The organism is Paenibacillus sp. FSL R5-0923 (assembly GCF_038009145.1).
Classification (GTDB): Bacteria; Bacillota; Bacilli; order Paenibacillales; family Paenibacillaceae; genus Paenibacillus_AQ.
On the sequence record NZ_JBBPAT010000001.1, the window covers coordinates 2,732,985 to 2,758,922 of the forward strand.

Sequence of the window (25,938 nt, forward strand, 5' to 3'; positions counted from 1 at the left end):
TTTTGTAATACGCTAAAAAGAGAGTACAATATACAATGTAAAATGAACTTACGTGTAATGACTGGAGGATACATATCATGACAATTTCATGTGACGTGGCCATACTTGGCGGAGGAACCGGGGGATATGTGGCAGCCATTCGCGCTGCACAGCTTGGAAAGTCCGTCGTCGTCATCGAAATGGACAAACTGGGAGGAACCTGCCTGCACCGTGGCTGCATTCCTAGCAAATCGCTGCTCAGAAGCGCAGAGGTATATGCTGAAATCAATGAGAGCGAGAGCTATGGCATTGAGACAAGCGGTGTACAGCTTGTATTCCCAAAAGTACAAAAGCGCAAGGAAGCGGTAGTTGAACAACTTCATCAGGGCGTACAATATTTGATGCGCAAAAATAAAATACAAGTTATTAAAGGCAAGGGGCGCGTGACGGGTCCCTCTATTTTTTCCCCGCGTAGTGGTGCTGTTGCTGTGGAACTAGAAGACGGTGAAATGGAAACAGTGGTCTCTAACCATCTTATTATTGCTACAGGATCTCGTCCGCGTGTATTACCTGGTCTGGAACCAGACGGGAAAGTTATTCTTAGCAGTGACGAAGCGCTGACCCTCGACGAGTTACCCTCTTCCATCGTTATTGTTGGAGGCGGAGTAATAGGGGTGGAATGGGCCTCTATGCTGGTTGATTTCGGAGTGCAGGTAACGGTAGTTGAAGCTGCTGGTCAGTTACTGCCACAAGAGGATGAAGAGGTAGCTAAAGAGCTGCAACGCTTATTGAAAAAACGTGGGGTTAAAATCCTGACTGAAACTACAGTGGATGCTGCAACCTGCAAGGTAACGGACGATGGAATTGCGATTGATGCCCGCAAGGGTGAGCAAACTCAAAGTCTATCTGCAGAAAAGCTGCTTGTATCCGTAGGTAGAGTAGCGAATGTAGAAAATATTGGTCTGGAAAATACAGATATTCGCTTTGATAAAGGAATTATTGCTGTAAATGCTAGTATGCAGACGGCTGAGCCACATATTTATGCGATTGGTGACTGTATCGGTGGACTACAACTAGCTCATGCAGCCAGTCATGAAGGCATTATGGCGGTCAACCATCTCGCTGGTGAGAAACTTCACCCTTATCATACACATCTTGTACCGCGTTGTGTCTACACACGTCCTGAAGTTGCGAGTGTGGGTCACACTGAGAAGGAAGCTAAAGCATTGGGACATGATGTCGTAACTGGTAAATTCCCCTTCTCGGCCATTGGCAAGGCGATTGTGTACGGTCAGAAGGACGGGTTTGTTAAAGTTGTGGCGGACCGAAGCAGTGGAGATATTCTCGGTGTGCAGATGATAGGTCCGCATGTTACCGATCTAATCGGGGAAGCTGCATTGGCTCAACTGCTGGATGCAACACCTTGGGAGGTTGGCGAGGCTATTCATGCTCACCCTACACTTTCGGAGATCATTGGAGAAGCAATGTTAGCTGTAGATGGAAGATCTATCGGGATTTAGCTTTTCTTTTTGGGTAGAAAGGGATTATAATAAACTCAAGCCAAGTCTTAGTACCAGGTTTTAAGATCAGGATACAATTGGTCTTAAATCCTGTAAGACTCAGGCTTTATGAATAAGGAGGTATCTCTTTATGGAATCCCAAGATACTGTAGAAACGATTAACAGACATAAGCAGCTTGGACTAAGTGACGGCCAGGTCATCGATATGTACAGATATATGCTGCTCGCACGTAAATACGACGAGCGCAGTCTGCTGCTTCAGCGCGCTGGCAAGATTAACTTTCATGTCTCCGGCATTGGCCAGGAGGCGGGTCAGGTAGCAGCAGCATTTGCGCTGGACCGGCAGAATGATTATTTTTTACCTTATTACCGTGATTATGCTTTCGTACTCTCCGTGGGTATGACTACTCGTGAATTGATGCTGTCTGTGTTCGCAAAGGCAGAAGATCCAAACAGTGGTGGGCGGCAAATGCCAGGTCACTTTGGTAGTAAGCGTCTGCGTATTGTGACAGGCTCAAGTCCTGTAACCACGCAGGTCCCTCATGCGGTTGGTTTTGCTTTGGCAGCCAAAATGCAAAAGAAAAAATTCGTCTCATTTGTAACCTTCGGGGAAGGCTCTAGCAACCAAGGCGATTTTCATGAAGCTTGTAACTTTGCCGGAGTGAATAAGCTGCCGGTTATTATCATGTGTCAGAATAATCAGTACGCGATCTCTATTCCTGCTCACAAACAGCTTGGCGGTAAGGTCAGCGATCGTGCTCTGGGTTATGGGTTTCCAGGTGTGCGTGTAGACGGCAATGATCCACTGGAAGTATATCGTGTCGTTAAGGAAGCTCGGGAAAGAGCACTTGCGGGTGAAGGTCCTACGTTAATCGAAGCCATGATGTACCGTTTATCTCCACACTCCACCTCGGACAATGATTTGGCTTATCGGACCAAAGAAGAGGTTGATGAGAATTGGAAGAAGGACGGCGTAGCAGGATTCCGTAATTATTTGATCGGTCTGGGACTTTGGAGTGACGAGCAAGAACAAGATCTTATTGCTGAATGCAATCTTGAGCTTAAAACAGCTATCGAATATGCTGACAACGCTCCGTTCCCGAAACCGGAAGATACACTGCTGCATGTTTACAGTGATTCCGACCTGAAAGGAGGAGCATAAATCATGGCTATAATGGAATATATCGATGCCATTCGGCTCGCGATGAAGGAAGAAATGGAACGCGATGAATCCGTGTTTGTGCTTGGTGAGGACGTGGGGCTCAAAGGTGGCGTATTTACAACAACAAAAGGCCTGCAAGAACAGTTCGGAGAAGAACGTGTTCTAGATACACCGTTAGCGGAATCAGCTATAGCTGGTGTGGCGATTGGTGCAGCTATGTATGGTATGAAGCCGATTGCTGAAATGCAGTACTCTGACTTCATGCTTCCAGCAACGAATCAAATCATTAGCGAAGCGGCCAAAATCCGCTATCGTTCAAATAACGATTGGAATTGCCCGGTTGTCATACGTGCGCCTATCGGCGGCGGTGTATTCGGCGGTCTGTACCATTCTCAGTGTCCGGAATCGATTTTCTTCGGTACACCAGGATTGAAGATTGTCGCACCTTACTCTGCTTACGATGCAAAAGGACTTTTGAAGGCAGCCGTTCGTGATCCTGATCCGGTTTTATTCTTCGAGAACAAAAAGTGCTATAAGCTGATCAAGGAAGAAGTGCCAGAAGGTGATTACACCGTTCCAATTGGCGAAGCTAATCTGCTGCGTAAGGGAACAGATATTACGGTTATTGGTTATAGTTTGCCATTGCATTTTGCGATGCAAGCAGCAGAAGAATTGGAGCGCGAAGAAGGCATTACAGCGCATATTCTGGATCTGCGGACCTTGCAGCCTCTTGATCGTGAGGCGATCATAGCAGCTGCTCGTGAGACAGGGAAGGTTCTTATTGTGCACGAGGACAATAAAACGGGCGGTATTGGTGGCGAAGTGGCGGCGATTATCGCTGAGCATTGTCTATTTGAACTAGACGCGCCGATCTTCCGTCTTTGTGGTCCCGATGTTCCAGCGATGCCTATCAGCCCTCCAATGGAGAAGTTCTTCATGCTTAGCAAAGAAAAAGTGAAGGCGGAAATGCTTCGACTGGCGCAATATTAAAATAGTTGAGTGGACGCGAAGCTTCGTAAAACTTTTAAGATTATGCTTACGAAGTGAGTTTTACTTCGTAAAACATTTGAGGAGTGAAAAGATGTCTGACAACCAAAAGTTGACTGACGTGATCATGCCGCAGCTGGCGGAATCGCTAGTATCGGCGACGATCGGCAAATGGCTGAAGAAACCGGGCGATCCGGTAGAGCAATACGAACCAATATGTGAGCTTATTACAGATAAAGTAAATGCTGAATTGCCTTCAACGATAGATGGAGTTATGGGTGAACTATTGGCGGAAGAAGGTCAGGTTGTCAATGTCGGCGAAGTCATTTGTCGTATTGCCGTGCCTGTGACTGCATCTGCTGCTGCAAACGTGACTAACACTAACACAGTTGCAGCTAATTCCTCTAATAATGTTGCAGGACAAAGTGCGACTTCAACTGCTAACGATACGATGCGTGCACGCTATTCTCCTGCGGTACAGACTTTGGCGGCTGAGCATAACATCGACCTGACTTTAGTTATGGGTACTGGTATGGGTGGCCGAATTACCCGTAAGGATGTGCTGGCCTTCATCGATAGTGGCGGAGCTACATCTCCAGCTTCGATTTCTGCTAGTCAACCAACCCCAGTGGTGTCACAACCGCCTGCAACACAGTTCGTTCAAGCCCAAGAGAAGAAGGCGGAAGAGCCTCTTCGCCATTCGGGTCTACATTTGAGCGAATCTCCTCGTATTCCAACAATTGAAGTCGAGGGTGGACGAGGCAGCAGTTCGGAATACCTGATTGATGTAACACCAATCCGGAATACAATCGCTACAAGAATGCGCCAAAGTGTCTCGGAGATTCCGCATGCTTGGACAATGATTGAGGTAGATGTGACTAATCTGGTCGCACTGCGCAATAAACATAAGGATGAGTTCAAGCGTAAGGAAGGTATCAATCTAACCTATCTGGCTTTCATGATGAAGGCTGTTGTGAGTGCGATTAAGGATTACCCGATTATGAACTCTGTCTGGGCTGTAGACAAAATTATTGTCAAACGTGATATCAATATCTCGTTAGCGGTAGGTACTGAAGATTCGGTTATCACTCCTGTAATTAAGAAGGCCGATCAGAAAAACGTTGCCGGGCTGGCACGTGAGATTGATGAATTGGCACAAAAAACCCGCGAAGGCAAACTGAGTCTGGAAGATTTGCAGGGAGGGACTTTCACTGTAAATAACACCGGCTCATTTGGCTCCATTCTTTCTTATCCAATCATTAACTATCCACAGGCAGCGATTTTAACGTTTGAATCGATTGTAAAAAGACCTGTGGTCATTAACGATATGATAGGTGTACGGTCAATGGCTAATATTTGTCTGTCGCTGGATCATCGGATTCTGGACGGAGTGATTTGCGGTCGTTTCTTGCAACGCGTCAAGGATAACATTGAAGGATATACCCCAGATACGAAACTTTACTAAAAAATAATAACGAGCCAAACTGTGCAGGCATGAGACTGAAAAAGGGGACCTGACGGTATGAATAATTCGGATATTCGTAAGCTGCAGATTTCATATGACCCTATTATGGAGTATGGGGAGGCTTGGGATCTGCAAAAGGAAAGTGTGCACGCCATTGATGCTGGTGAGCAACCGGAACGATTGATTCTTTTGCAGCATCCGCCTACCTATACTATTGGTTCACAGAATCATCCCGAACATCTTCTTCTAGATGAAGAGCAGCTCAAAGAAAAAGGAATTGCGCTGTTTGAAATCGACCGGGGAGGAGATATTACATATCACGGACCGGGTCAGCTTGTAGGTTATCCGATCCTTATGCTCGGTGAAGAAGGTAAGGTGGATTTACGCGGGTACTTGCGCAGTCTGGAAGCAGTGATTATTGATTATTTGGCATCCTACGGAATTGTAGGAGAACGGAAGCCGGAGTATACAGGGGTATGGGTTGGCGACGAGAAGATCTGTGCCATTGGTGTTAAGTTTAACAAAAGCAAATTCCGAAGAGGGTTTGTTACTAGCCATGGTTTTGCTTTTAACATTTCTGAAGGAATATCTGGATACGGCTTTCAAGGGATTATTCCATGCGGTATCACTGAATTTGGAGTAACTTCCCTAGAGGAGTGTGCAGGTCGTCATTTTGAACTACAAGATGTGGCCAAAGAATTGGTTCCATATTTCCTAAGACACTTTCCTTATGAAGAGCAGGATGAGTTTTTTGGCACTATGGCTTAAGGTTTAATAACGAACTAACAGGCAAGCCAAATAGCGGCAAGGGGGTCCCTAGCCGCTATTATCAATGTTCCTTGTGAAGAGATTATCCTGCAAGGAAAGGCTCGATAACCATAAAGAGCGTAGAGGCAATCATGGCGAACAACATGACGTAGATGAAGATTTTGAACCACTTATTACGTTGCATGAGTAACTCCTTTAGATTTAGTTTAAGTTAATAGCATGAAGATGGATGGTCTTTCTGTACAACCATTGTAACGTATTCACGAAAGAGAGGGAAGTCCAGTGATTTCACAAGACAGATTGATTCAAGAATTTATGGAGCTTGTCCAAGTTGATAGTGAAACAAGAAATGAGCGGCAGATTGCCGATGTGCTCAAGAGCAAATTTAACGCTCTTGGCTTAGAGGTTACCGAAGATGATTCCCAGGAAAGAACTGGACATGGAGCGGGTAATCTATTCATTACCTGGCCGGCTGAGAACGGTGGATCTGCGCCAAAGCTACTGTTCACTTGTCACATGGATACAGTTGTTCCTGGACAAAATATCAAGCCTACGCTCGGCGCGGATGGATGGATTACAAGTGACGGCACTACGATCCTTGGAGCAGATGACAAAGCTGGGCTAGCTGCACTGTTCGAAGTGATCAGAGTGATTCAAGAGCAAAAATTGCCACATGGTCAGATTCAGTTCGTAATTACTGCGGGTGAAGAATCTGGATTGCTAGGTGCACGTTCGATGGATCCGAGCAATTTGGATGCAGACTTCGGTTTCGCACTCGATTCCAATGGTGAAGTCGGTGCGATTGCAGTTGCGGCACCTACACAAGCTAAGATTACGATGCAAATCTTCGGAAAATCAGCTCATGCAGGTGTTAATCCAGAAGACGGCATCAGTGCGATTCAAGTAGCCAGCAAAGCAATTGCTGCCATGAAGCTTGGTCGGATCGACAACGAAACGACTGCGAATATCGGTAAATTCGCTGGCGGCGGACCTACGAATGTGGTGTGCGATCACGTTCAATTGGACGCAGAAGCACGTAGTATCGTGCAGGAAAAAGTTGGCGATCAAATCGCCTTGATGCGTGAAGCACTGGAGACCACTGTCCGCGAATACGGTGCAGAATGCGAATTCCGCAGTGAAATTATTTATCCGGCGTTCAGCTTTAATGAAAATGATCCAGTGGTACAGCTTGCACAGCGGGCTATCACTTCTATGGGTCTTACGCCCCGTCTGTTCCACTCTGGTGGAGGAAGTGACGCTAACGTATTCAATGGCCTAGATGTTCCGACCATTAATCTCGCTGTAGGATACGAGCATATCCATACCACTAAGGAACGGATTAAAGCCGAAGATATCGTTAAAGTGGCTGAGCTTGTAGTAAATATTGTTAAAGAGAGTGTGAAGGGCTAACCTTCTTATAAAATAACAGAGCAGCGATCCTACCGTAACGGTGGATTGCTGCTCTGTATTTTTTTATGGGGAGTTTAATGCAGCCAGATTTAGGGGCATCCAAAAAAGTTATTTGAGGCTAAAGGACCCAGATGACACTATAAGCAAATTTATCGCCTTTTGGGACACCTCTATATTCGGATGCACATGTATGATTAAATCCTAAAGGAGAGAGTGAATTTAACCTGCTTTGGTTGGAATGATCTTGGATTGATCCTTTAGGGAGAGAATGTATGAGAGAGGCATATCGGGCCCATACCGCTCTATCCACCTAGCTAAAATGGCCTTGATTTCCTCCGGTTTACCTACCATTGTAACTGCGGATGAGCTTGTACGGCTGAAGATTTCGTTCATCTGAAATTCCTTCTTTCCCTTTAAGTTTGCTATAATACACCGTATGCACAATAGAGAAAAAGGAGACCAGAAACTTTATGGGAGAACAACATTTGCACAGCAAACCCGAGCTTGATGAAGTGACATTGTCTACACAGCCTGTTTTTGATGGGAAGATTATATCTTTACAGGTGGACACAGTGAGACTGCCTGATGGAAATACTGCGACACGTGAAGTTGTGAAGCATCCCGGCGCCGTAGCGGTGCTTGCTTTAAACAACAACAAAATGCTTGTTGTAGAGCAATACCGTCAGCCCATGCAACGCACTGAAGTAGAAATTCCGGCTGGGAAGCTGGATAAAGGTGAAGATCCATTAGTTGCGGCTGGTCGTGAACTTCAAGAAGAGACTGGATTTCACAGTGGAGATCTGAAATTGCTTAAATCCTTCTATACTTCTCCCGGCTTCGCCGATGAGATTATTCATTTGTATGTGACTACTAATGCAAAGCCAGGGGATATGTCCCTGGACGAGGACGAATTTCTTGAAGTTTCGGAGCTTACCCTGGAGGAAGCGTATCAATATATGGCTGACGGGCGCATCGCGGACGCGAAGACGATGATGGCAGTGTATGCTTGGCATCTATACACGCTGACAGGCCAATGGAATTAACAACTGAATTGAAAAGTTTCTATTGCGATCTGCATGTTCATATTGGACGAACGTCGGAAGGACAAGCGGTCAAAATCAGCGGCAGCCGTGAGCTTACCTTTGCGGGCATTGCCAAAGAGGCTGCAGAGCGCAAGGGACTAGAAATGATCGGTATTATTGATAGTCATTCACCAGGCGTTCTACGTGATATTCAGCGTTCCTTGGAATCTGGAGAGATGACGTTAGCTGAAGGTGGAGGGATTGCTTACCGAGGGACTACGATCATTCTGGGAACAGAGATTGAAATCCGCGAGCCTGGGCGAAAAGAGTGCCATGTGCTCGCCTACATGCCGGACGTGGAGCGCATGACCGATTTTAGTGCGTGGATGAGCCGCTATATGCGGAATGTGAATCTAAGTTCCCAGCGCCTGTATGCTCCGGCTAGGGAGCTTCAGGATGAGATTTATGGGCGGGGAGGCATTCTTATCCCTGCACATATATTCACGCCTCACAAGGGCTTGTACGGCTGTGCAGCGGAGCGTATGGCAGACATATTTGATCTGGATCGCATAGCAGCAGTTGAGCTAGGGCTGAGTGCAGATTCGGAAATGGCGGGTTATCTTTCTGAGCTGGATGACTTCACATTCCTAACGAACTCTGATGCGCATTCACTGGGCAAACTAGGTCGCGAGTATAATGTAATGGCGTTGGCACGACCTTCTTTTGCTGAACTACGACTCGCACTAGAACGTAAGGAAGGGCGGAAGGTAACTGCCAATTTCGGACTTAACCCCCGGCTGGGTAAATACCACCGAACCTACTGCGGAGGTTGTGGCAGTATTATTGACGAAGCTTATGTCACATCGGAACGCTGCCAGTATTGTGGCAGTCTTAAATTGGTGAGAGGTGTATTCGACCGGATCCTAGATATCGCAGACCGCAAGACGCCTCTAGTACCCGCAAACCGTCCGCCTTATCACTATCAGGTTCCACTTGAATTTATTCCAGGCCTCGGGAAGGCTAAGATGAACGCGTTACTGCAAGCTTTTGGCACGGAGATGAACATTTTACATGGTTGTGGTGAAGCGGAAATTGCTAGCGTAGTAGGAGTGGATTTGGCGGCTATGATCGTTAGGGCCCGCTCAGGCATATTGGAATTATCAGCAGGCGGTGGGGGAACATACGGTAAAGTCGTACAACCTGGAAAGTAGAGTTATTGTCCTAAGGACAAGTCATATCGCGGGACGTTTTCTCATATGGTGTAACATGTAACCGGAAAGGGGAACGTCTCGATGCGTAATTTAAGGCTGATGATGAAGGAACAGACGCCTCTGTATATTTTTGTCGGCGTATTATTTCTGGTAGGTGTTGTATTTGGAGCTCTTATCGTTAGTGCGCTTACGATGGATCAGCAACAGGAGCTGGGGGATTATCTAGGAAATTTCTTTGTAACGGTTGATCAGCAGGGTCTACCCGCAGCACCTGATTCGTACTGGAGTATAGCGGCCTTAAATCTGAAATGGATTGGGCTGATCTGGATCCTTGGATTATCAGTCATCGGGCTGCCGGGAATCTTGATTCTTGATTTTCTTAAAGGGGTATTGATCGGCTTTACGGTCGGTTGTCTAGTAAGTCAATATTCATGGCATGGAATGCTGTTCGCATTAGTCTCCGTGGCTCCGCACAATCTGGTACTGATTCCTGTGTTGTTAGTAAGTAGTGCAGCGGCGATCGCCTTTTCCTTACAGATGATTCGTAGCCGAGTGCTAGGACAACGTCGGACGCCAGTGACTCGACCTTTTACTATGTACACCATATTGTCACTTGTAATGGCACTGTTGATTCTGGGCATTTCTAGTTTTGAGACCTATGTTACGCCGATCATGATGCGCTGGGTTACTCCTTCACTTGTACAAGCAGTGACTACCTTGGGCTTGCAGTAAAAGCGTTTGACTTCTCAAAGCGACACCCCCTATAATGGAAGAAGTGGTTTGAAGACCGGTGAGGTTATTTTCCAAGGGGGAGGGAGACAATGGAAGCTCGGATAGACAAAATTAAGCAACAGTTACAATCCCAAGGATACAAGCTTACACCCCAACGGGAAGCGACCTTAAGAGTGCTGCTGGAGAATGAGGAAGATCATCTTAGCGCAGAAGATGTTTTTATGCTCGTGAAAGAGAAAGCTCCCGAGATCGGTCTTGCGACTGTATATCGTACCCTGGAACTTCTTAGCGAGCTTCACGTCGTAGAAAAGATTAACTTCGGTGACGGTGTCGCCCGTTATGATCTGCGAACAGATACTGCGAAGCACCATCATCATCATTTAATTTGTGTGCAATGCGGTAGTATGGATGAGATTCGCGAGGATTGGTTAGGTCCGCTAGAAGAGCGACTGGAGAAAGAATTTAATTTCACAGTGCTTGATCATAGACTTGATTTTCATGGGATATGCTATCGGTGTAGCGATAAGAATAATTCAAACGGAAATCCGTCCTAAGTCATCTTATAATGAAATTCACTTCATAAGCTCTCCCCGGTTTTTTTACCGGAGAGAGCTTTTTAAATGATTGGTCTATTGGAGGTATACATATCAGTCCGTTTTGGTGCATAAGGTGAAGGACGAGCAGATCTTAACTGTATGTTAGAGGGAGGCGTCCATATGATCGTTTCTGTGCCCAAAACAGTTCGAAAGCTGTATTTTATGATCATGTTTGTGGCTCTAAGCTATTTGCTCTACAGTGCTATGAGCTGGCTTGGTGAATGGATCAGTCCGATAGAGAATTATGGAATTCCTGAAGGCTCCGCTGTTCGGGCTTTTGATCATGCCGATCGTAGTGATGATGGTCTGGATACAAGACAGCGTTTGCGCTTCTATTACTGGTATGGAGAATGAAAGCTTCGCAGGAAGCAGGAACAAGCGAGAAGAATGTCGAAGAAAACAAGGTGGATTCATGCAGCGTATACTAAATGTACACATCTGCAGAACCCTCATGCTGAATGTGCTGCAGGAAGTCACTATGAGTAGCTGCGCCAGGACAGGAGCGTGAAATAATGAAGTCACACTTGCAGCCGTTTTTACATTATTTGTCCGGAGATAAAGGCTTGTCCCCGAATACACTGGAATCTTACGGTAGGGATGTATCGCAGTTTCTGGAGTTCGCTGAAGAGCGGGGGGCTAGTCAGCCTGATGAGATCCGAAGATCGCATGTGATATTATATCTCGGCTCATTACGCGGAGCTGGTCGAGCAACAGCAACGTTGAACAGGAGCGCAGTGTCCCTCCGTGCTTTTTTTCATTATTTGCTGAAGGAACGTTTGATTGAGCAGGATCCAACACTGGACATGGAGACCATGAAGCCTGATAAGAAACCTCCGATGGTGCTTACCATTTCGGAAATAGAGCAGTTATTGGCTGCGCCGGATGTAAGTACGCCACAAGGGATGCGCGATAAGGCTATGCTGGAATTACTCTATGCAACAGGCATTAAGGTCTCTGAATTAATCTCACTTAACGTGGATGATGTGCACACGGATATGAAATTTGCGCGTTGTACAGGAACTTCTGGCAAGGAGCGGGTAGTTCCCATTGGAACCCTTGCAGCTGAGAGTGTAGCGGCTTACACTTCACTTATGCGGGACAAGCTGCTTCGTGATCACCAGGAGGAACCAGCCATGTTCCTGAATAGTCTAGGCGGAAGATTAACCCGGCAAGGCTTTTGGAAAATCATAAAAAAATATGCACGGGAAGCAAACATTGAGCAGGATATTACCCCGCATACACTTAGGCATTCCTTCGCAGCCCATTTACTGGAAGGCGGAGCAGATTTGCGTTCCGTACAACAAATGCTGGGTCATGCCGATATTTCGACGACTCAGATTTATAACGGTATAGCCCGTAAGAATATGAAGGAAGTATATGAGAGCCACCATCCTAGAGCTCGATAATTCTGCTTTAAAGATGCTTTTTGTGAGTAAGATGGTTATGATGGAATCATACTGAAAGGATAGACTGGGGAATGATCCGCAGGTTATCTTTTAGCAGAAACGGATACCTGATAAGCGGTACATTGTATCGCTGACTTCGGAAGCGTATGTCTTCTGGAAGACGGTACAGCCGTTTCTTCTTGTTGGTACGAAAGAATATCTATATTAAAAAAGGAGTGAAGACAACTATGTCCTCATTTAAACGAATTGGTTTTATTGTTCTAGATAGTGTTGGTATCGGTGAAGCGCCAGATGCTGCGAATTTCGGTGATGCTGGGTCGCACACGCTTGGTCATATATTGGATCGTGTTCCTGGTTTGAAGCTTCCTAATCTCCAGAAACTCGGGTTAGCTAATATTGCTCCGCTGCCACCGCTAGAGCCTGTAGCTTCACCAACTGGGTACTACGGCAAAATGCAGGAAGTATCTGTAGGCAAGGATACGATGACCGGACACTGGGAGCTAATGGGGCTGAAAATTGAGGTTCCTTTCAATACGTATCCTGACGGTTTTCCAGCAGAATTGATTGAGAAGTTCGAAGCGGCAACTGGTCGTAAGGTAATCGGGAATAAACCGGCTTCCGGTACGGAGATTCTTGTTGAATACGGCGAAGAACAAATGAAAACCGGTGCTTGGATTGTCTATACCTCTGCGGACAGCGTATTCCAGCTTGCTGCACATGAAGATATCATTCCACTCGAAGAGCTGTACAGCGCTTGTAAAATAGCCCGTGAACTGACGATGGCTCCAGAATTCTCGGTTGGTCGCGTGATTGCTCGTCCATATGTTGGCGAACCAGGGAAATTCGTTCGGACGCCAAACCGGCATGACTATGCTGTGAAGCCGCCAGAACCAACGGTAATGAACGCGCTGACTGATATCGGTAAGGATGTTATCGCGGTTGGTAAGATCAACGATATCTTTACAGGAGAAGGAGTTACGGCTTCTTATCCAACGAAGAGCAATGAACATGGAATCGAAGTTACTATTGAGCAGCTTCGTCAACCGTTTGACGGTTTCCTGTTTACGAATTTGGTGGATTTTGATTCTTTGTATGGACATCGTCGTGACCCAGAAGGATACGGTCGTGCACTGGAAGTGTTCGATCAGGCCCTGCCTGAAATTCTATCTACGCTCGGTGAAGATGATCTATTGATTATTTCTGCAGACCATGGTAATGATCCGATCCATAGTGGAACTGATCATACCCGTGAATATGTTCCGCTCTTAATCTATAGCCCGCGGTTTAAACATCCAGCAAGTTTGGGCATTCGTGAAACCTTCTCTGATGTAGCTGCAACCATTGCTGATAACTTTGGTGCGAAGGCGCCGCAGTATGGGACAAGCTTTTTAGCGAAACTGCAATAAAAGGGTTGTGGGTTGCTCCACAACATCAATGAAGGAGGATCATCCATGAGCGCATTAACTCAAAAAGAAATTCAAGAAGCAGCCATTTATATAAAAGACAAATGTCCGGTGGCTCCGGAAATTGGATTGATCCTTGGTTCAGGCCTCGGTGTGCTTGCAGACCTTATTACTGATGGAGTAAGCATTCCGTATGATGAGATTCCTCACTTTCCTGTTTCTACTGTAGAAGGACATGAGGGCGAGCTATTAATTGGTATGATCGAAGGCCGCCGAGTCGTGATGATGAAGGGCCGCTTTCATATGTATGAGGGTTATGGACCGGAGGTAACGGCATTCCCTGTACGGGTTATGAAAGAGCTTGGTATAGCCAGTTTACTAGTAACGAATGCAGCTGGTGGAGTGAACACTGATTTCACGCCGGGTGATCTTATGCTTCTTACGGATCATCTTAATATGACTGGACGGAATCCTTTAATAGGACCTAATGATCCTGCACTTGGTGTGCGCTTCCCAGATATGTCGACCGCCTACAGTCGCCGCCTGATCCAGGTAGCGAAGGAAACGGCAGCTCAGCAGAATTTCGAGTTCAAAGAAGGCGTATATGCAGGTCTATTGGGACCTTGCTACGAAACGCCTGCTGAAATCGTAATGCTTCGTACGCTAGGTGCCGATGCTGTGGGCATGTCTACTGTATCGGAGACCATTGTTGCTCGTCATGCAGGTATCGAGGTATTGGGCATCTCCTGTATTACTAACATGGCCGCGGGAATCCTGGATCAACCTCTCAATCATGAAGAGGTGATGGAAACTGCAGAACGTGTGCGTGAACGTTTCTTGAAACTGGTCTTAGGCTTTATTCCGAAAATGTAATTTCGGGCACTGCATTTTGAATTACTGGGAGGTCATCTTTATGACACAAGTGATTAAATTTAAGCCATTGACGCATGAACAGGTAGTTAATGTAACTAAACCAAAATATATCGGATTTGCTCGCGCAAATGTCCGTGAAATGCAGGTGTAAAATGAGAGCTGTCGACATTATTCAGAAAAAAAGAGACGGTGGAGAGCTGAGCCGTGAGGAAATATCCTTTCTAATTCAAGGCTATAGTAAAGGTGAAGTTCCTGATTATCAACTTGCCGCTTGGGCCATGGCGGTTTATTTTCAAGGCATGAACGCACGGGAGACCGGCGATCTAACGATGGAAATGGCGATGTCCGGTGATCAAGTGGATCTGAGCCCAATCGCAGGCATTAAGGTTGATAAGCACTCCACAGGTGGAGTGGGAGATAAAACCACCGTGGTGCTTGCACCGTTGGTAGCCTCTGCTGGAGTACCGGTAGCGAAGATGTCCGGCCGCGGACTTGGGCATACAGGAGGTACACTTGATAAGCTGGAGTCGATCACTGGCTTTTCTATAGAGATGGATCGCGAGCGTTTCTTTGATCAAGTAGGGGAGATCGGAGCTGCCGTGATCGGCCAGTCGGGCAACATTACACCCGCTGACAAAAAGCTGTATGCCCTTCGGGATGTAACAGCAACTGTTGAATCCATCCCTCTTATTGCAAGCTCAGTGATGAGCAAGAAGATTGCAGCGGGTGCAGACGCCATTGTACTGGATGTCAAAACCGGCAGCGGTGCTTTTATGAAGACGCTTGATGATTCAATTGCGCTTGCCCAGGCTATGGTGGATATCGGCACCCATTTGGGTCGTAATACTGTTGCCATCATCAGTGATATGGATCAGCCACTGGGTTACGGGATCGGAAATGCGCTGGAAATTAAGGAAGGAATCGAGACCTTGAAGGGTCACGGTCCTAAAGATTTGCAGGAAGTCTGCCTTATTCTGGGCAGTCAGATGCTTGTTCTTGGCGGTAAAGCCAAGGATGAAGCGGAGGCTCGTTCGATTCTGATGACACATATTGAAGATGGCACAGCGCTGGAGAAATTCAAACAGATCGTGAGTGCGCAAGGCGGAGATGTTTCACAAATCGATGATCCGGAGAAACTCCCTGCTGCTAAACGATTCATTGAAGTGAAAGCGAAGACTAAGGGTTTCATTGAGGGGATTCAAGCAGAAGAAATCGGCATTGCTGCTATGCTGCTTGGTGCAGGACGTGAAACTAAGGAATCTGTAATAGATTTGGCTGTAGGTATTCAACTCTCTAAAAAAGTTGGAGATGCTGTAGAGATTGGGGATACACTTGCAGTATTGCATATCAATGATGCCAGTGATAAGAAAGTAGAGGAAGCTGAGGGCAAGGTGCTGGAAGCTTACCGTATTACTTCTGAATCGGTTCCACCATTACCACTGGTATTCGCGCTTGTTACGAAGGATGGAGTAACACGGTACTAGCCAAGGAAATGTAATTATTGTCATGACAAAGACCTGAAATAGACAGTACAATAGCGAGCCTCCCGTATTAGGAGGCTCGCTGTTTTGCGTTTTTGATGGAGCAGCTACAAATGCTTATCGATAAGATTGAAAATCTGAGAAGCCCCGCTGCTTGTATTACATAATACGACCACAGTCTCTCCACTAGCCGGATAGATAGCCGATCGGAAGGAAATACCGGGATCGTATCCCATAATGTGAAACTTGAACACTTTTTCTTCTCGGAGGGTGATCCATACACCATAACCATAATAGCCTTCACCATCCACATGTATGTGGGGAGTAAGCAACAATGAAGTGAGTACTGGACTTAAAAGGGTATGGTTCATTAGCCCGTTCCAGAATAACTGCATGTCGGGAGCGGTTACGAAAGCTCCGCCGTCAGCGCCTCCTTTTACCGGGATTGAATAGATGTTGCTTCTCCAGCTACCGTTCTCTTCTTCTATGTATCCTAGTGCACAGTTGGCTGGTAAGGCATCTAACGTAAAGTAACCGGATTGCTCCATTCCGCAAGGCTTAAAGATGTGAAGCTCCACATAATCGGAAAAGGACATTCCACTCAATTCCTCCACCAGAAGACCTAGCACGATATATCCGGCATTGTTGTAGTGGAAACGTTCACCAGGGGTCCACATCATGGGGAGGTTTCTAAACATCGGTACAAAATCTTCCAGTTGCCGTAAAGTGTACATAGGTTGTGTCTTCCACAGTTCTTCGAAGTCATCCATGATTGTTTCATCAAAATAATCTGGAATCCCAGAGCTATGCGTAAGCAACTGATGTATGGTAATTTCAGAACTAAAGAGAGGGAACTCTACCTTCTTCAGATAGTCTGATAATCTGCTTTCGAAAGAAATCAATCCTCTTTCGACCAGTTGACAGACGGCAATTGCTGTGAATATTTTACACCCGGAAGCGATCCCGAACCGAGTATGAATATTGTTTTCGCGCTTATCCGACTTATTGGCATAACCGTGACAGCTGCTGGCGATTTCTTTATCATATTGTTTTGCTAGTACTACGCCTGAGAAATCGTTCTGTTTTGCTTCTGTCTCAATATAAGTTTCTAGTGGGTTCATTCGTATATTCACTCCTCTGTAAGACAGTATAGGTTCTTAGTTAGCATTCGTTGAAAGTCTACGATTTACCTTTAAAAGTCCTAAAATGAGAGCTAAAAAAATGGAAATACTTTAAATTTGAAATATTTTTTAATCTCCCCTATAATAAAAATGCTCTGCAACTGCTGCTGGGCTTTTTTTAATTGATGACATCCTTACTTCTTGAGATAAATAATTGTGGTTATTTCCTTAAAAATGGAATAATTTTCACCCTTTCTGACGAAACTGGAACACAGTACCTGTGATATGAAGGTTAACGTTCAGGAGGGGAACCATTGTGAGAAAAATGCGTTTTGCTGTGCTTGTGCTCTGTATCGCTGTATCGGTTCTAGGACCTATGTCAGGCGCTTATGCAGAAGAAAAAACCAAGGACTCTGGCAGTAATGCTGCCGCTGTAGACCTCGCACCGGGAGCACGTTCTGCTATTTTGATGGACGCTGGTACCGGAACTGTTATTTATGAGAAGAACAGCCATGATAAGCTGCCTCCCGCAAGTATTACGAAGATTATGACGATGTTACTAACGGTGGAAGCGCTGGATGAAGGAAGGCTGCAGCTGACTGATAAGGTGCGAACAAGTGAATATGCGGCTTCTATGGGCGGATCGCAGATTTTTCTGGAGCCTGGTGAAGAAATGTCGGTAGACGATATGCTTAAAGGTATCGCTATGGCTTCTGGTAATGATGCTTCTGTGGCGATGGCGGAGAAAATAGCTGGTTCAGAGAGTGCTTTTGTCGATCTGATGAATAAACGTGCAGAGGAACTGGGTCTAAAAGATACCCATTTTGCCAACTGCAACGGTCTTCCAGCCGCCAATCACTATTCCTCAGCTTACGATATTGCGGTCATCAGTCGTGAGCTTTTGAAGCATGATCAAATTATCAAATATACCGGTTCCTATCAGGATTACTTACGTAAGGATTCAACCAAACCGTTCTGGTTGGTGAACACGAACAAGCTAGTGCGTTTCTACACTGGTGCTGATGGTTTGAAGACTGGTTATACTGCTGAGGCAAAATTCTGTCTGTCCGCTACAGCAGCAAGAGATGGCCTACGTGCTGTCGCTGTTGTGCTAGGCGAGCCGAACACAAAGACGCGCAATAGTGAAGTGTCAGGCATGTTCGATTACCTGTTCTCGCAATATAAAGTACACACGATCCACAAAGAAGGGGATGCCATCGGCACCCTAAAGATTGAAAAGGGCGTAAAATCCGAGCTGCCGATAACGGCCAAAGAGACGTACAGTGTTCTTTTGAAAAAAGGTGTGACTCAAGAAGGCATTCGCCACGAACTAGTATTGCCGGAAAGCGTGAAGGCTCCAGTAGCTGAAGGTCAATCTGTGGGCAAGCTAGTGGTCTACCAAGGAACCCAAGTGATTAAGGAATATGAATTAAAAGCAGGGGAAGCTGTGCCGAAAGCAGGCTGGTGGAAGCTCTTTAAGCGCACAACAGGCTCGATGTTCGGCGTAGATTAAAAACAGTTTTTTTGTAGATTACCCCCATGTACTCTGTAGATTCATAGGGGTTTTCTTCTAGTTTTGTCGTGAGGCAGGATTCCTGATTTGCCGCGTAGAAAACCTTGTCCTTGAAGGGAATAGGTACTGTCTTTCAAGGTCAGTTTTCAAAGCAACGAAGAGGAGAGTGGCAAGCATGAATTCTCATGTGGAGATGGAGCATCACAGGGGTGTGTTGATTGTCCGTTTATCAGGGGAGTTGGATCATCACGCAGCCGATTTTGTAAGAATGGATATGGATGAAGCGATTATGCGTGGTCAGGTATCGCATTTGGTTCTTAGTCTTAAGCATCTGCAGTTTATGGACAGTTCAGGCCTAGGCGTGATTCTGGGAAGGTATAAACTGATCCACAGTAAAGGTGGAAAAATGGTTGTGTGTGATGCAACGGCACCTGTGAAGCGGCTGCTGGAAATGTCAGGCCTGTTCAAAATCATGCCCCTATATGACGACGAGAGTACTGCACTCTCGGATTTGGAGGTTGCGTTATGACAAATAGTAAGGCTGGTAACTTCATGAACGTGCAGTTCGCTGCACGCTCGGAGAACGAATCGTTCGCACGTGTAGTCGTAGCGGCGTTCGTTTCCCGGCTTGATCCTACGATGGACGAGCTGAATGATCTGAAGACAGTCGTGTCGGAAGCGGTCACCAACTGTATTATTCATGGGTATGATAGTGATCCGGAAGGTATTGTGACTATTTCGGCATCGCTGGACAACGAAACGGTACATCTAACCATTGAGGATCAAGGACGGGGCATTGAGGATTTGGAGCTGGCGCAACAGCCGCTGTATACCTCTAAGCCAGAGCTGGAGCGGTCGGGCATGGGCTTTACCATTATGGAGAATTTCATGGATGAATTTGAAGTCACTAGTGAACCGGGACACGGTACTTCTATCTCAATGAAGAAAACCATCGTCTCGAAAAAAGCTTTATACAATTAGGGGTTGGAGCCATGGATGCAGAGTCAAAAAAAGCTCCGCCGACCTATTTGGACGATGCGGAGGTCAAACGTCTTATCGCGCTCAGTCAGGCCGGAGATAGTCTTGCCCGCGACACGCTTGTAAGCTGTAATATCCGACTGGTCTGGTCGGTAGTACAGCGGTTTATGAACCGCGGTTATGAGCCTGACGATTTGTTCCAGATCGGTTGCATTGGACTCCTGAAGTCCGTTGATAAATTTGACCTCAGCTATGAGGTCAAGTTCTCCACTTATGCGGTGCCGATGATTATCGGTGAGATTCAGCGTTTCCTTCGTGACGATGGCACCTTGAAGGTCAGTCGTTCCCTTAAGGAAATGGCTAATAAAGTTCGTAAGATGAAGGACGAAATGTCTAAAACGCTTGATCGTCTGCCTACGATTGGTGAAGTTGCGGAAGCGCTAGGGGTTACACCCGAAGAAGTGGTGTTCGCTCAAGAAGCCAATAAACCACCGACCTCTATCCATGAGACGGTGTTTGAGAATGATGGAGATCCGATCACGCTGATTGATCAAATCGCTGACGAATCACAGGAGCGTTGGTTCGATAAGCTGGCATTAAATGAAGCTATCGGAGGCCTCAGTGAACGTGAACGTCTGATTGTCTATCTACGCTACTATCGTGATCAAACGCAGTCGGAGGTCGCCAGTCGTCTAGGGATCTCTCAAGTGCAGGTATCCCGGCTGGAGAAGAAAATATTGCAGAATATCCGTGAGCAGATTGCTCAGTAGGATAAAGTTATTCATGTAATGACGCTTGTAAAATAGCGAATTAGAACAAAAGCCGCCCCGAAAAGGGGGGGCTTTTTATGTGGAGGTGATCTCAATATGCATTCACTCGGTGACGAGAATGTGATCACATGGTCTTTAGATATGGAAGAAAATCTGCTGACGATGTCGAATGTTTTAGAGGAATGGGTTAGTTGCACAAGTAGGACCAAACCGCACAACCCTAATTTTTTGCGGGAACTTGTGAATGTAGCGGATCTTGATCGATATGATGCTTACATGGAAAGATTAAATGCTGGTCATATCAGTAGTCTTGAGTATCGGATGCAACTACCTACTGAAGGACTGAAGTGGGTTCAAAATATCGGCACGCCTATCCTAAATAAGGAGAACAAGGTCTGCCGAATAGATGGAATTATGCTGGACATTACTGAACAAAAAACGGCACAGATTCAATTAGAGAGCACATTTTCTTTGTATCAACAGATGTTCTCTAATCTAGATGTGGCGGTTTGGTCTTACGATTACGTATCTAAGAAAGTGTTATTTATATCGGATGCCATACTCAATATCACCGGTTATTCCGTTGAGCAGGCGAAAGAGGATGATTTTTGGCTTCGTATTGCTTATAAGGAAGAAAATCCCTTGATTCAAGAGATCATATCATCAGTTGGTCAAGGGATTCCACAACTTAGTGAATATCGAATTATCCACGCAAGTGGTGAGCCTCGATGGCTACAGGTCAGAATCATACCCAGTCTAGATGAATCCCAAGCGGTAGTTCGGCTAGACGGGATCTTGGCAGATATCACTGAAAGAAAGTTAATGAAGGAGGCTTTACTCAAAAGTGAACAGCGCTATAAATCCTTATTTGACTATAACTCAGACGTCGTATGTGAGGTGAATCTGCAAGGTAATATTTTGGCAATCAATTCTGCGGCACAGCAAATTACTGGAGAAGCTTTAAGTATGGTAGGAGAGAACTTGTCCATCATGAATCTATTTGGAGTAGAAAATATAACGAGAATGTCGGATTATTTCGGAAGAACAGTACGGGGATCTGCTCAGCATTATGTTGTGGCCTCTTCGCGTAAGGATGGATCAGTGAGCCACTGGACTATGAAAAACATCCCAATTTATGTGAATAGTCGTATTGTGGGTGCTTTTGTTGTCGCTAAAGATATAACATCAACAGTAGAAGTAGAACAAAAGCTGGCACAGCGAGAAGCAGAGTACAGACTAATTATCAATAACATGAAGGATATGATGGGGGTTCTGGATCAGAAAGGAAATTTCATTGTAGCCTCCCCCTCCTGTGAGACCCTAATCGGTATTCCTGTAGGTTTAATCAAGGACACTACCATCTTAGAGTATATCGATCCAGATGAGCAAGAAAGCTTGCGTGAACAAATAACAAATATTTTTCGGACAAAAGCAAGTAAGATGTTTTACAATCGTTTTATTCACACAAAAGGTTATATCTTAAATTTAGAATGTCTTGCTACTCCCGTTCTAGGTGAGGATGGAGAAGTAATGAGTATCGTAATTGTAGCAAGAGACATTACCAAGAGAGTCCAAATGGAACAAGAATTAAGGGAAAGCGAGGAATTCAATCAGCAGCTGATCAAGATGTCACCTGAAGCGGTCGTTCTGCATAGCGATTATAAGTTTGTTTATGTAAATTTCTCTTGTCTTGGATTATTTGGAGTTAGCGATGAGAGTCAATTGATCGGTAAAAATATTTTCAATTGGGCGCATCCGGAGTATCTGCCGCTGGCGAAAGAACGCATGCGTGAGATCTATAAAGAACCCTATAAGATCTTAGTTCCTATTGAACAAAAGGTCGTACGTTCAGATGGGACGATTATCGATGTAGAGGTAACAGCTAGCTCCATTTTGTACAAAGGAAAAGTCGCATGTATCTCTATATTTAGGGATATAAGTGATCGGAAAAAAGCAGATGTGGATAGACAACATACAGAGCAGATTATTCGAGAGAGTGAGGAACGGTATTTTCGCCTGCAAACGAGTCTCGATCAGTTCTCTCAAGATCTTTTTGGTGTGATGAAGATTAGTCATATGGAACAGCGGTTACTTAGAGAAGTCAGAGAAACTCTGCAGATAACAAATATGAAATTTATCGCAGTTGAATCTAACCATGATAAATTATGTGAAATTATCGAGACGGAGCAAGGGTATTCACTCAAGATCGGGGAGTCCCGAGGAAAGAGCTACTTGCTATCGATTAACGAGAAGACGCTTTTACTAGAAATCAGTTCTATTCGTGTGTGGCTGGAGACGATTACCCGTTATGTCAGTGTTCTCTTTGATCATTTTTTGCTTATCGAAGATTTAACGAAGGATCTTGAGCTAGCGGCTTCTAAGCAAGTGGCCCCTACATGGCTTCTTCGCTTTATGTTTAATTTATCAGAGAATGAGCGAAAACGGCTTGCTCAGGATTTACATGACTCAGCGCTCCAAGAACAGATTATCTGGTATCGTAAGCTGGATTTTCTCTTAGGTGAAAGGTCCATTAATGGGGAACTTAGAGAACAACTAGAACAGATCTCAGAAGGTTTACTTGATGTTATTTATCAACTGCGGATTATTTGTAACGAGCTCCGACCTCCTGCATTAATCAATGAAGGTCTTATCTCCTCGCTGGAGACGTTGTTTGAATTTACGCAGCTACGTACCAACTATCAGATTTATTTCGAGTCTGAAGGATTCACGCATAAGTTAGATGATGAAGTGCTTATAGGTCTGTACCGTATTGTGCAAGAGCTTTTAGCTAATGCAGCAAAGCACTCTTTTGCGACAGAAGTCCACATCACCTTAGCTAGTGAAGACAATCATATTCATTTGGATTATAAAGATAACGGAATCGGAATGAATTTATTTGGCGAGGATTCACTTACAAGTATGGGAATTTATGGGATGAAGGAAAGGGTTCGAAGTATGGATGGGTCAATAGTATTCCGATCGCCAGATAAAAAGGGATTAGCGGTCAATATATCTATACCTGCAGATTAATCATGCGGCATAACAATTGGATAGAGGGGTAGTCATAGGCATGATTCAAATATTGTTAGTGGATGATCATCCATCTGTGATGGAAGGGACTAAAATGATATTAGAGCAAGAGGGAGACATGAAGGTTACTCTAGCTAATTCAGCGGATGAAGTGCTTGAAATGGTGAGTAGTCATTCCTTTGACGTAATGTTATTTGATCTTCATATCGCGGATGTGAATGGGATTGATTTGGCGAAGCAAGTATTAACAATGAACGCGGATGCGATTATCCTAATCTACACCGGATATGAATTTACTAACAAATTTAACCTGATGATAGAATCGGGGATCTTTGGGTTTATCTCAAAAACAACCAATAGAGAGCAGTTGATTACAGCGGTACGATGTGCATTAAGAGGGGAAGTCATTCTGCCGCGGACCTTAGTCAAGCAGTTAAGAAAAGTACCGCCTAAAGGATTAGAAATCAATGATGAACAAGCAACCTCCATGATTAGCAAAAGGGAACATGAAATGCTGACGGAAATCGCAAAAGGAAAAAGTAATAAGGAAATAGCGGAGATTGTGCTTATGAGTCAGCGGTCACTAGAATATAGTTTAACGAATTTGTTCCAAAAGCTAAATGTGAAATCTAGAATTGAAGCGGCTATAAAAGCTAAACGGCTCGGAATATTGAAGGAATCAGATTTTACTAATTCATTGTGAAAATACGTAACAACCCTATAGATTGAAATCCCGATCACTAGATAGTGAGGCGGGATTTTTTTGTTTTGCGCGTCATTGCGGAGGTACGCAATAATTTTGCGTGATCACGCTATTTATTTTCGGTTACCATATTCTTCTTACCGTTTATGATGAAATAGTTCCTAAGAATTACTAAAAATTGACTAACGTAATGAGGTGCAGAAGGATGAAATGGTTTTATAATTTGAGAACAGCAGTGAAGCTAATCTCAGCATTTGTGTTGGTATCAGTCATTTTATGCTTTGTAGGATTCTATGGAATAAGTAATTTGAGTAAGATGGATGAGTCCATCGAGGATATGTATAAAAATCGCTTAACACCGATTGCCTATCTCGGTGAAGCGAATGAACTTTTTTTAACGAATAGAATAAACATCCGGGATATAAATACGATGGCCCAAACCGAGGTGAAGAAAAAAGAATATCGGGATAAATTACATAAGAATGTCCAAAGCATTGAAGACATCATGAGTAAATATAGTAAGACAAGATTGAGAGAAGAAGAATTAGAGAAAATGAAGGATTATCCTGAGATCTGGCAACGCTATACCACCAGCGTGGATCATGCAATTGAATTGGATAAGAAGATCATTAGTAATGAAGAATATACGAATTATTTGCTAACAGGAGATTTACAGCTGGCCACTACGGAGATGACGGATTTCTTGCAAGGCTTAATTGATATCAATATGAAGCAGGCACAGGAATCCAGTGATAACGCCAATGAATTATATCAATCCTCTCGGTTGATTACCTTTAGTGTTACTATCATTGCACTTTTAATCAGCGTGGGTTTTGGCTATCTAATCTCGCAAATTATAGCACGGCCTCTTAATCAAGTGATGCGCCTGCTAGGTAAAGTAGCCAATGGAGACTTAAGCGAAACTTCGAATCTAAATTCTAAGGATGAGATCGGAAAACTTGCGAATTCTGTGAATGAAATGGTTCTGAACTTAAGGCATACTGTGGGGGGGATTTTGTCCTCTGCGGAAAGTGTCTCGGCGGCAGCACAGCAAATATCAGCAAGTACTGAGGAAGTAGCTAGCGGCAGTATGAGTCAAGCCACTGCAGCGCAAACGATGAATGAGTTGTTCCGAGAATTGTCTGAAGCGATTAATTCAGTAGCTCAGAGTGCAGAGCAAGCCTCAGAGCTGTCAGATCATACGATGCGTATTGCTCAGGATGGAGGTGCGGTGGTTACTGACTCCATTCAAGGGATGACGTTACTTAACAACCAAATGTCTAGACTAGAAGAAGGCTCAGATAAAATTGGCGAGATCATTGCGGTCATTGATGATATTGCAAAACAGACAAATCTGCTGGCTCTTAACGCAGCTATAGAAGCGGCTCGTGCAGGTGAACAGGGCCGAGGTTTTGCCGTTGTAGCGAATGAAGTAAGAAAGCTAGCAGAGCGGAGCAGTGAGGCTACTAAGCAAGTCACGGACATTATTAAAGAAATGCAGAAGAATACGCAGCATAGCGTGAAGGCTGTAGTCGAAGGCGTAGCTTTTTCACAAAAAAATGGGGAAGCCTTTGATCATATTCTCTCTATGGTGAACGATACCGCTCATAAAGTAACAGAAATCGCTGCTGCCAGTGAAGAACAGGCCGCGCAGTCATCAGAAGTGTTGTACTCGATCGAGAGCATATCGGCAGCAACGGAAGAAATGGCGGCAAGCAGTAGTGAAACGGCAACAACGGCTAATGCATTAGCGCAGCTTGCGGAGGAACTAAATGCACTCGTATCTATTTTTAAAGTTAAATAAACAG

At 45.0% G+C, this 25,938-nt stretch carries 25 protein-coding genes; 22 read left to right on the forward strand and 3 right to left on the reverse strand.

Features of this window, described 5'->3' with window-relative positions:
* The first annotated feature begins 77 nt into the window (after positions 1-77).
* The 5 genes from lpdA (at position 78) to lipB (ending at position 5,881) form a co-directional block, all read left to right on the forward strand.
* Positions 78-1,499: a dihydrolipoyl dehydrogenase gene (gene lpdA, locus MKX35_RS12080; protein ID WP_076299533.1), complete on the forward strand. Its 1,422-nt coding sequence runs from the start codon at positions 78-80 to the stop codon at positions 1,497-1,499.
* 130 nt (positions 1,500-1,629) lie between these two features.
* Positions 1,630-2,661, forward strand: a complete 1,032-nt coding sequence (locus MKX35_RS12085) for a thiamine pyrophosphate-dependent dehydrogenase E1 component subunit alpha (protein WP_076299534.1) — start codon at positions 1,630-1,632, stop codon at positions 2,659-2,661.
* 3 nt (positions 2,662-2,664) lie between these two features.
* Complete coding sequence (locus tag MKX35_RS12090; RefSeq protein WP_042190385.1) at positions 2,665-3,651, forward strand: alpha-ketoacid dehydrogenase subunit beta; 987 nt, start codon at positions 2,665-2,667, stop codon at positions 3,649-3,651.
* A gap of 91 nt (positions 3,652-3,742) precedes the next feature.
* A complete protein-coding gene (locus MKX35_RS12095; protein ID WP_076299535.1) occupies positions 3,743-5,113 on the forward strand; it encodes a dihydrolipoamide acetyltransferase family protein in 1,371 nt (456 codons plus the stop codon).
* A 57-nt stretch (positions 5,114-5,170) separates the two neighbouring features.
* A complete protein-coding gene (gene lipB, locus MKX35_RS12100; protein WP_076284505.1) occupies positions 5,171-5,881 on the forward strand; it encodes a lipoyl(octanoyl) transferase LipB in 711 nt (236 codons plus the stop codon).
* 82 nt (positions 5,882-5,963) lie between these two features.
* Here lipB and prli42 read toward each other — a convergent pair whose 3' ends face one another.
* Positions 5,964-6,065 carry a stressosome-associated protein Prli42 gene (gene prli42 / locus MKX35_RS12105; protein WP_094872112.1) on the reverse strand — a complete coding sequence of 34 codons (102 nt, stop codon included), beginning with the start codon at positions 6,063-6,065 and terminating at the stop codon, positions 5,964-5,966.
* 98 nt (positions 6,066-6,163) lie between these two features.
* Here prli42 and MKX35_RS12110 point away from each other — a divergent pair, with 98 nt between their 5' ends.
* Entirely contained in the window at positions 6,164-7,291 is a 1,128-nt protein-coding gene (locus MKX35_RS12110) for a tripeptidase T (protein WP_076299536.1), read from the forward strand.
* A gap of 219 nt (positions 7,292-7,510) precedes the next feature.
* Here the strand turns inward: MKX35_RS12110 and MKX35_RS12115 are convergent, their stop codons facing one another.
* Positions 7,511-7,684: a hypothetical protein gene (locus tag MKX35_RS12115; RefSeq protein ID WP_179085764.1), complete on the reverse strand. Its 174-nt coding sequence runs from the start codon at positions 7,682-7,684 to the stop codon at positions 7,511-7,513.
* Between the two features lie 77 nt (positions 7,685-7,761).
* Here MKX35_RS12115 and MKX35_RS12120 point away from each other — a divergent pair, with 77 nt between their 5' ends.
* From MKX35_RS12120 to MKX35_RS12160, 9 genes are all read left to right on the forward strand, one after another.
* The gene (locus MKX35_RS12120) at positions 7,762-8,334 is read left to right on the forward strand and encodes an NUDIX hydrolase (RefSeq protein ID WP_076299537.1); all 573 of its coding nucleotides are present in this window, start codon (positions 7,762-7,764) and stop codon (positions 8,332-8,334) included.
* Positions 8,325-9,524: an endonuclease Q family protein gene (locus MKX35_RS12125; protein WP_076284508.1), complete on the forward strand. Its 1,200-nt coding sequence runs from the start codon at positions 8,325-8,327 to the stop codon at positions 9,522-9,524. The genes MKX35_RS12120 and MKX35_RS12125 overlap by 10 nt, the downstream gene beginning before the upstream one ends.
* A gap of 81 nt (positions 9,525-9,605) precedes the next feature.
* The gene (gene spoIIM, locus MKX35_RS12130; protein ID WP_076284509.1) at positions 9,606-10,256 is read left to right on the forward strand and encodes a stage II sporulation protein M; all 651 of its coding nucleotides are present in this window, start codon (positions 9,606-9,608) and stop codon (positions 10,254-10,256) included.
* A gap of 89 nt (positions 10,257-10,345) precedes the next feature.
* Positions 10,346-10,810 carry a ferric iron uptake transcriptional regulator gene (gene fur / locus MKX35_RS12135; protein ID WP_042129744.1) on the forward strand — a complete coding sequence of 155 codons (465 nt, stop codon included), beginning with the start codon at positions 10,346-10,348 and terminating at the stop codon, positions 10,808-10,810.
* Between the two features lie 162 nt (positions 10,811-10,972).
* The gene (locus tag MKX35_RS12140; RefSeq protein ID WP_076284510.1) at positions 10,973-11,206 is read left to right on the forward strand and encodes a DUF4227 family protein; all 234 of its coding nucleotides are present in this window, start codon (positions 10,973-10,975) and stop codon (positions 11,204-11,206) included.
* Between the two features lie 158 nt (positions 11,207-11,364).
* Entirely contained in the window at positions 11,365-12,258 is an 894-nt protein-coding gene (gene xerD / locus MKX35_RS12145; RefSeq protein WP_042190365.1) for a site-specific tyrosine recombinase XerD, read from the forward strand.
* Positions 12,259-12,485: 227 nt separating this feature from the next.
* The gene (gene deoB, locus MKX35_RS12150; RefSeq protein WP_076299538.1) at positions 12,486-13,664 is read left to right on the forward strand and encodes a phosphopentomutase; all 1,179 of its coding nucleotides are present in this window, start codon (positions 12,486-12,488) and stop codon (positions 13,662-13,664) included.
* Between the two features lie 45 nt (positions 13,665-13,709).
* Positions 13,710-14,534, forward strand: coding sequence for a purine-nucleoside phosphorylase (locus MKX35_RS12155; RefSeq protein WP_076284512.1), 825 nt, complete (start codon positions 13,710-13,712; stop codon positions 14,532-14,534).
* 152 nt (positions 14,535-14,686) lie between these two features.
* Complete coding sequence (locus tag MKX35_RS12160) at positions 14,687-16,018, forward strand: pyrimidine-nucleoside phosphorylase (protein ID WP_076284513.1); 1,332 nt, start codon at positions 14,687-14,689, stop codon at positions 16,016-16,018.
* Between the two features lie 104 nt (positions 16,019-16,122).
* Here the strand turns inward: MKX35_RS12160 and MKX35_RS12165 are convergent, their stop codons facing one another.
* Positions 16,123-17,136: a serine hydrolase domain-containing protein gene (locus MKX35_RS12165; RefSeq protein WP_076284514.1), complete on the reverse strand. Its 1,014-nt coding sequence runs from the start codon at positions 17,134-17,136 to the stop codon at positions 16,123-16,125.
* A gap of 325 nt (positions 17,137-17,461) precedes the next feature.
* Here MKX35_RS12165 and MKX35_RS12170 point away from each other — a divergent pair, with 325 nt between their 5' ends.
* From MKX35_RS12170 to MKX35_RS12200, 7 genes are all read left to right on the forward strand, one after another.
* The gene (locus tag MKX35_RS12170; protein WP_042194299.1) at positions 17,462-18,649 is read left to right on the forward strand and encodes a D-alanyl-D-alanine carboxypeptidase family protein; all 1,188 of its coding nucleotides are present in this window, start codon (positions 17,462-17,464) and stop codon (positions 18,647-18,649) included.
* A 175-nt stretch (positions 18,650-18,824) separates the two neighbouring features.
* On the forward strand, positions 18,825-19,178 hold the full coding sequence (gene spoIIAA, locus MKX35_RS12175; protein WP_042129729.1) for an anti-sigma F factor antagonist: 354 nt from the start codon (positions 18,825-18,827) through the stop codon (positions 19,176-19,178).
* Positions 19,175-19,630 (forward strand): anti-sigma F factor, encoded by a 456-nt coding sequence (spoIIAB, locus tag MKX35_RS12180; RefSeq protein ID WP_042129726.1) that lies wholly within the window; start codon positions 19,175-19,177, stop codon positions 19,628-19,630. The genes spoIIAA and spoIIAB overlap by 4 nt, the downstream gene beginning before the upstream one ends.
* Positions 19,631-19,641: 11 nt before the next feature.
* Positions 19,642-20,397: an RNA polymerase sporulation sigma factor SigF gene (gene sigF, locus MKX35_RS12185; RefSeq protein ID WP_042129724.1), complete on the forward strand. Its 756-nt coding sequence runs from the start codon at positions 19,642-19,644 to the stop codon at positions 20,395-20,397.
* 96 nt (positions 20,398-20,493) lie between these two features.
* On the forward strand, positions 20,494-23,427 hold the full coding sequence (locus MKX35_RS12190; RefSeq protein ID WP_076284515.1) for a PAS domain S-box protein: 2,934 nt from the start codon (positions 20,494-20,496) through the stop codon (positions 23,425-23,427).
* Between the two features lie 40 nt (positions 23,428-23,467).
* Positions 23,468-24,130, forward strand: coding sequence for a response regulator transcription factor (locus tag MKX35_RS12195; RefSeq protein ID WP_076284516.1), 663 nt, complete (start codon positions 23,468-23,470; stop codon positions 24,128-24,130).
* Positions 24,131-24,335: 205 nt separating this feature from the next.
* Positions 24,336-25,934 (forward strand): HAMP domain-containing methyl-accepting chemotaxis protein, encoded by a 1,599-nt coding sequence (locus tag MKX35_RS12200; RefSeq protein WP_076284517.1) that lies wholly within the window; start codon positions 24,336-24,338, stop codon positions 25,932-25,934.
* Positions 25,935-25,938: the final 4 nt, after the last annotated feature.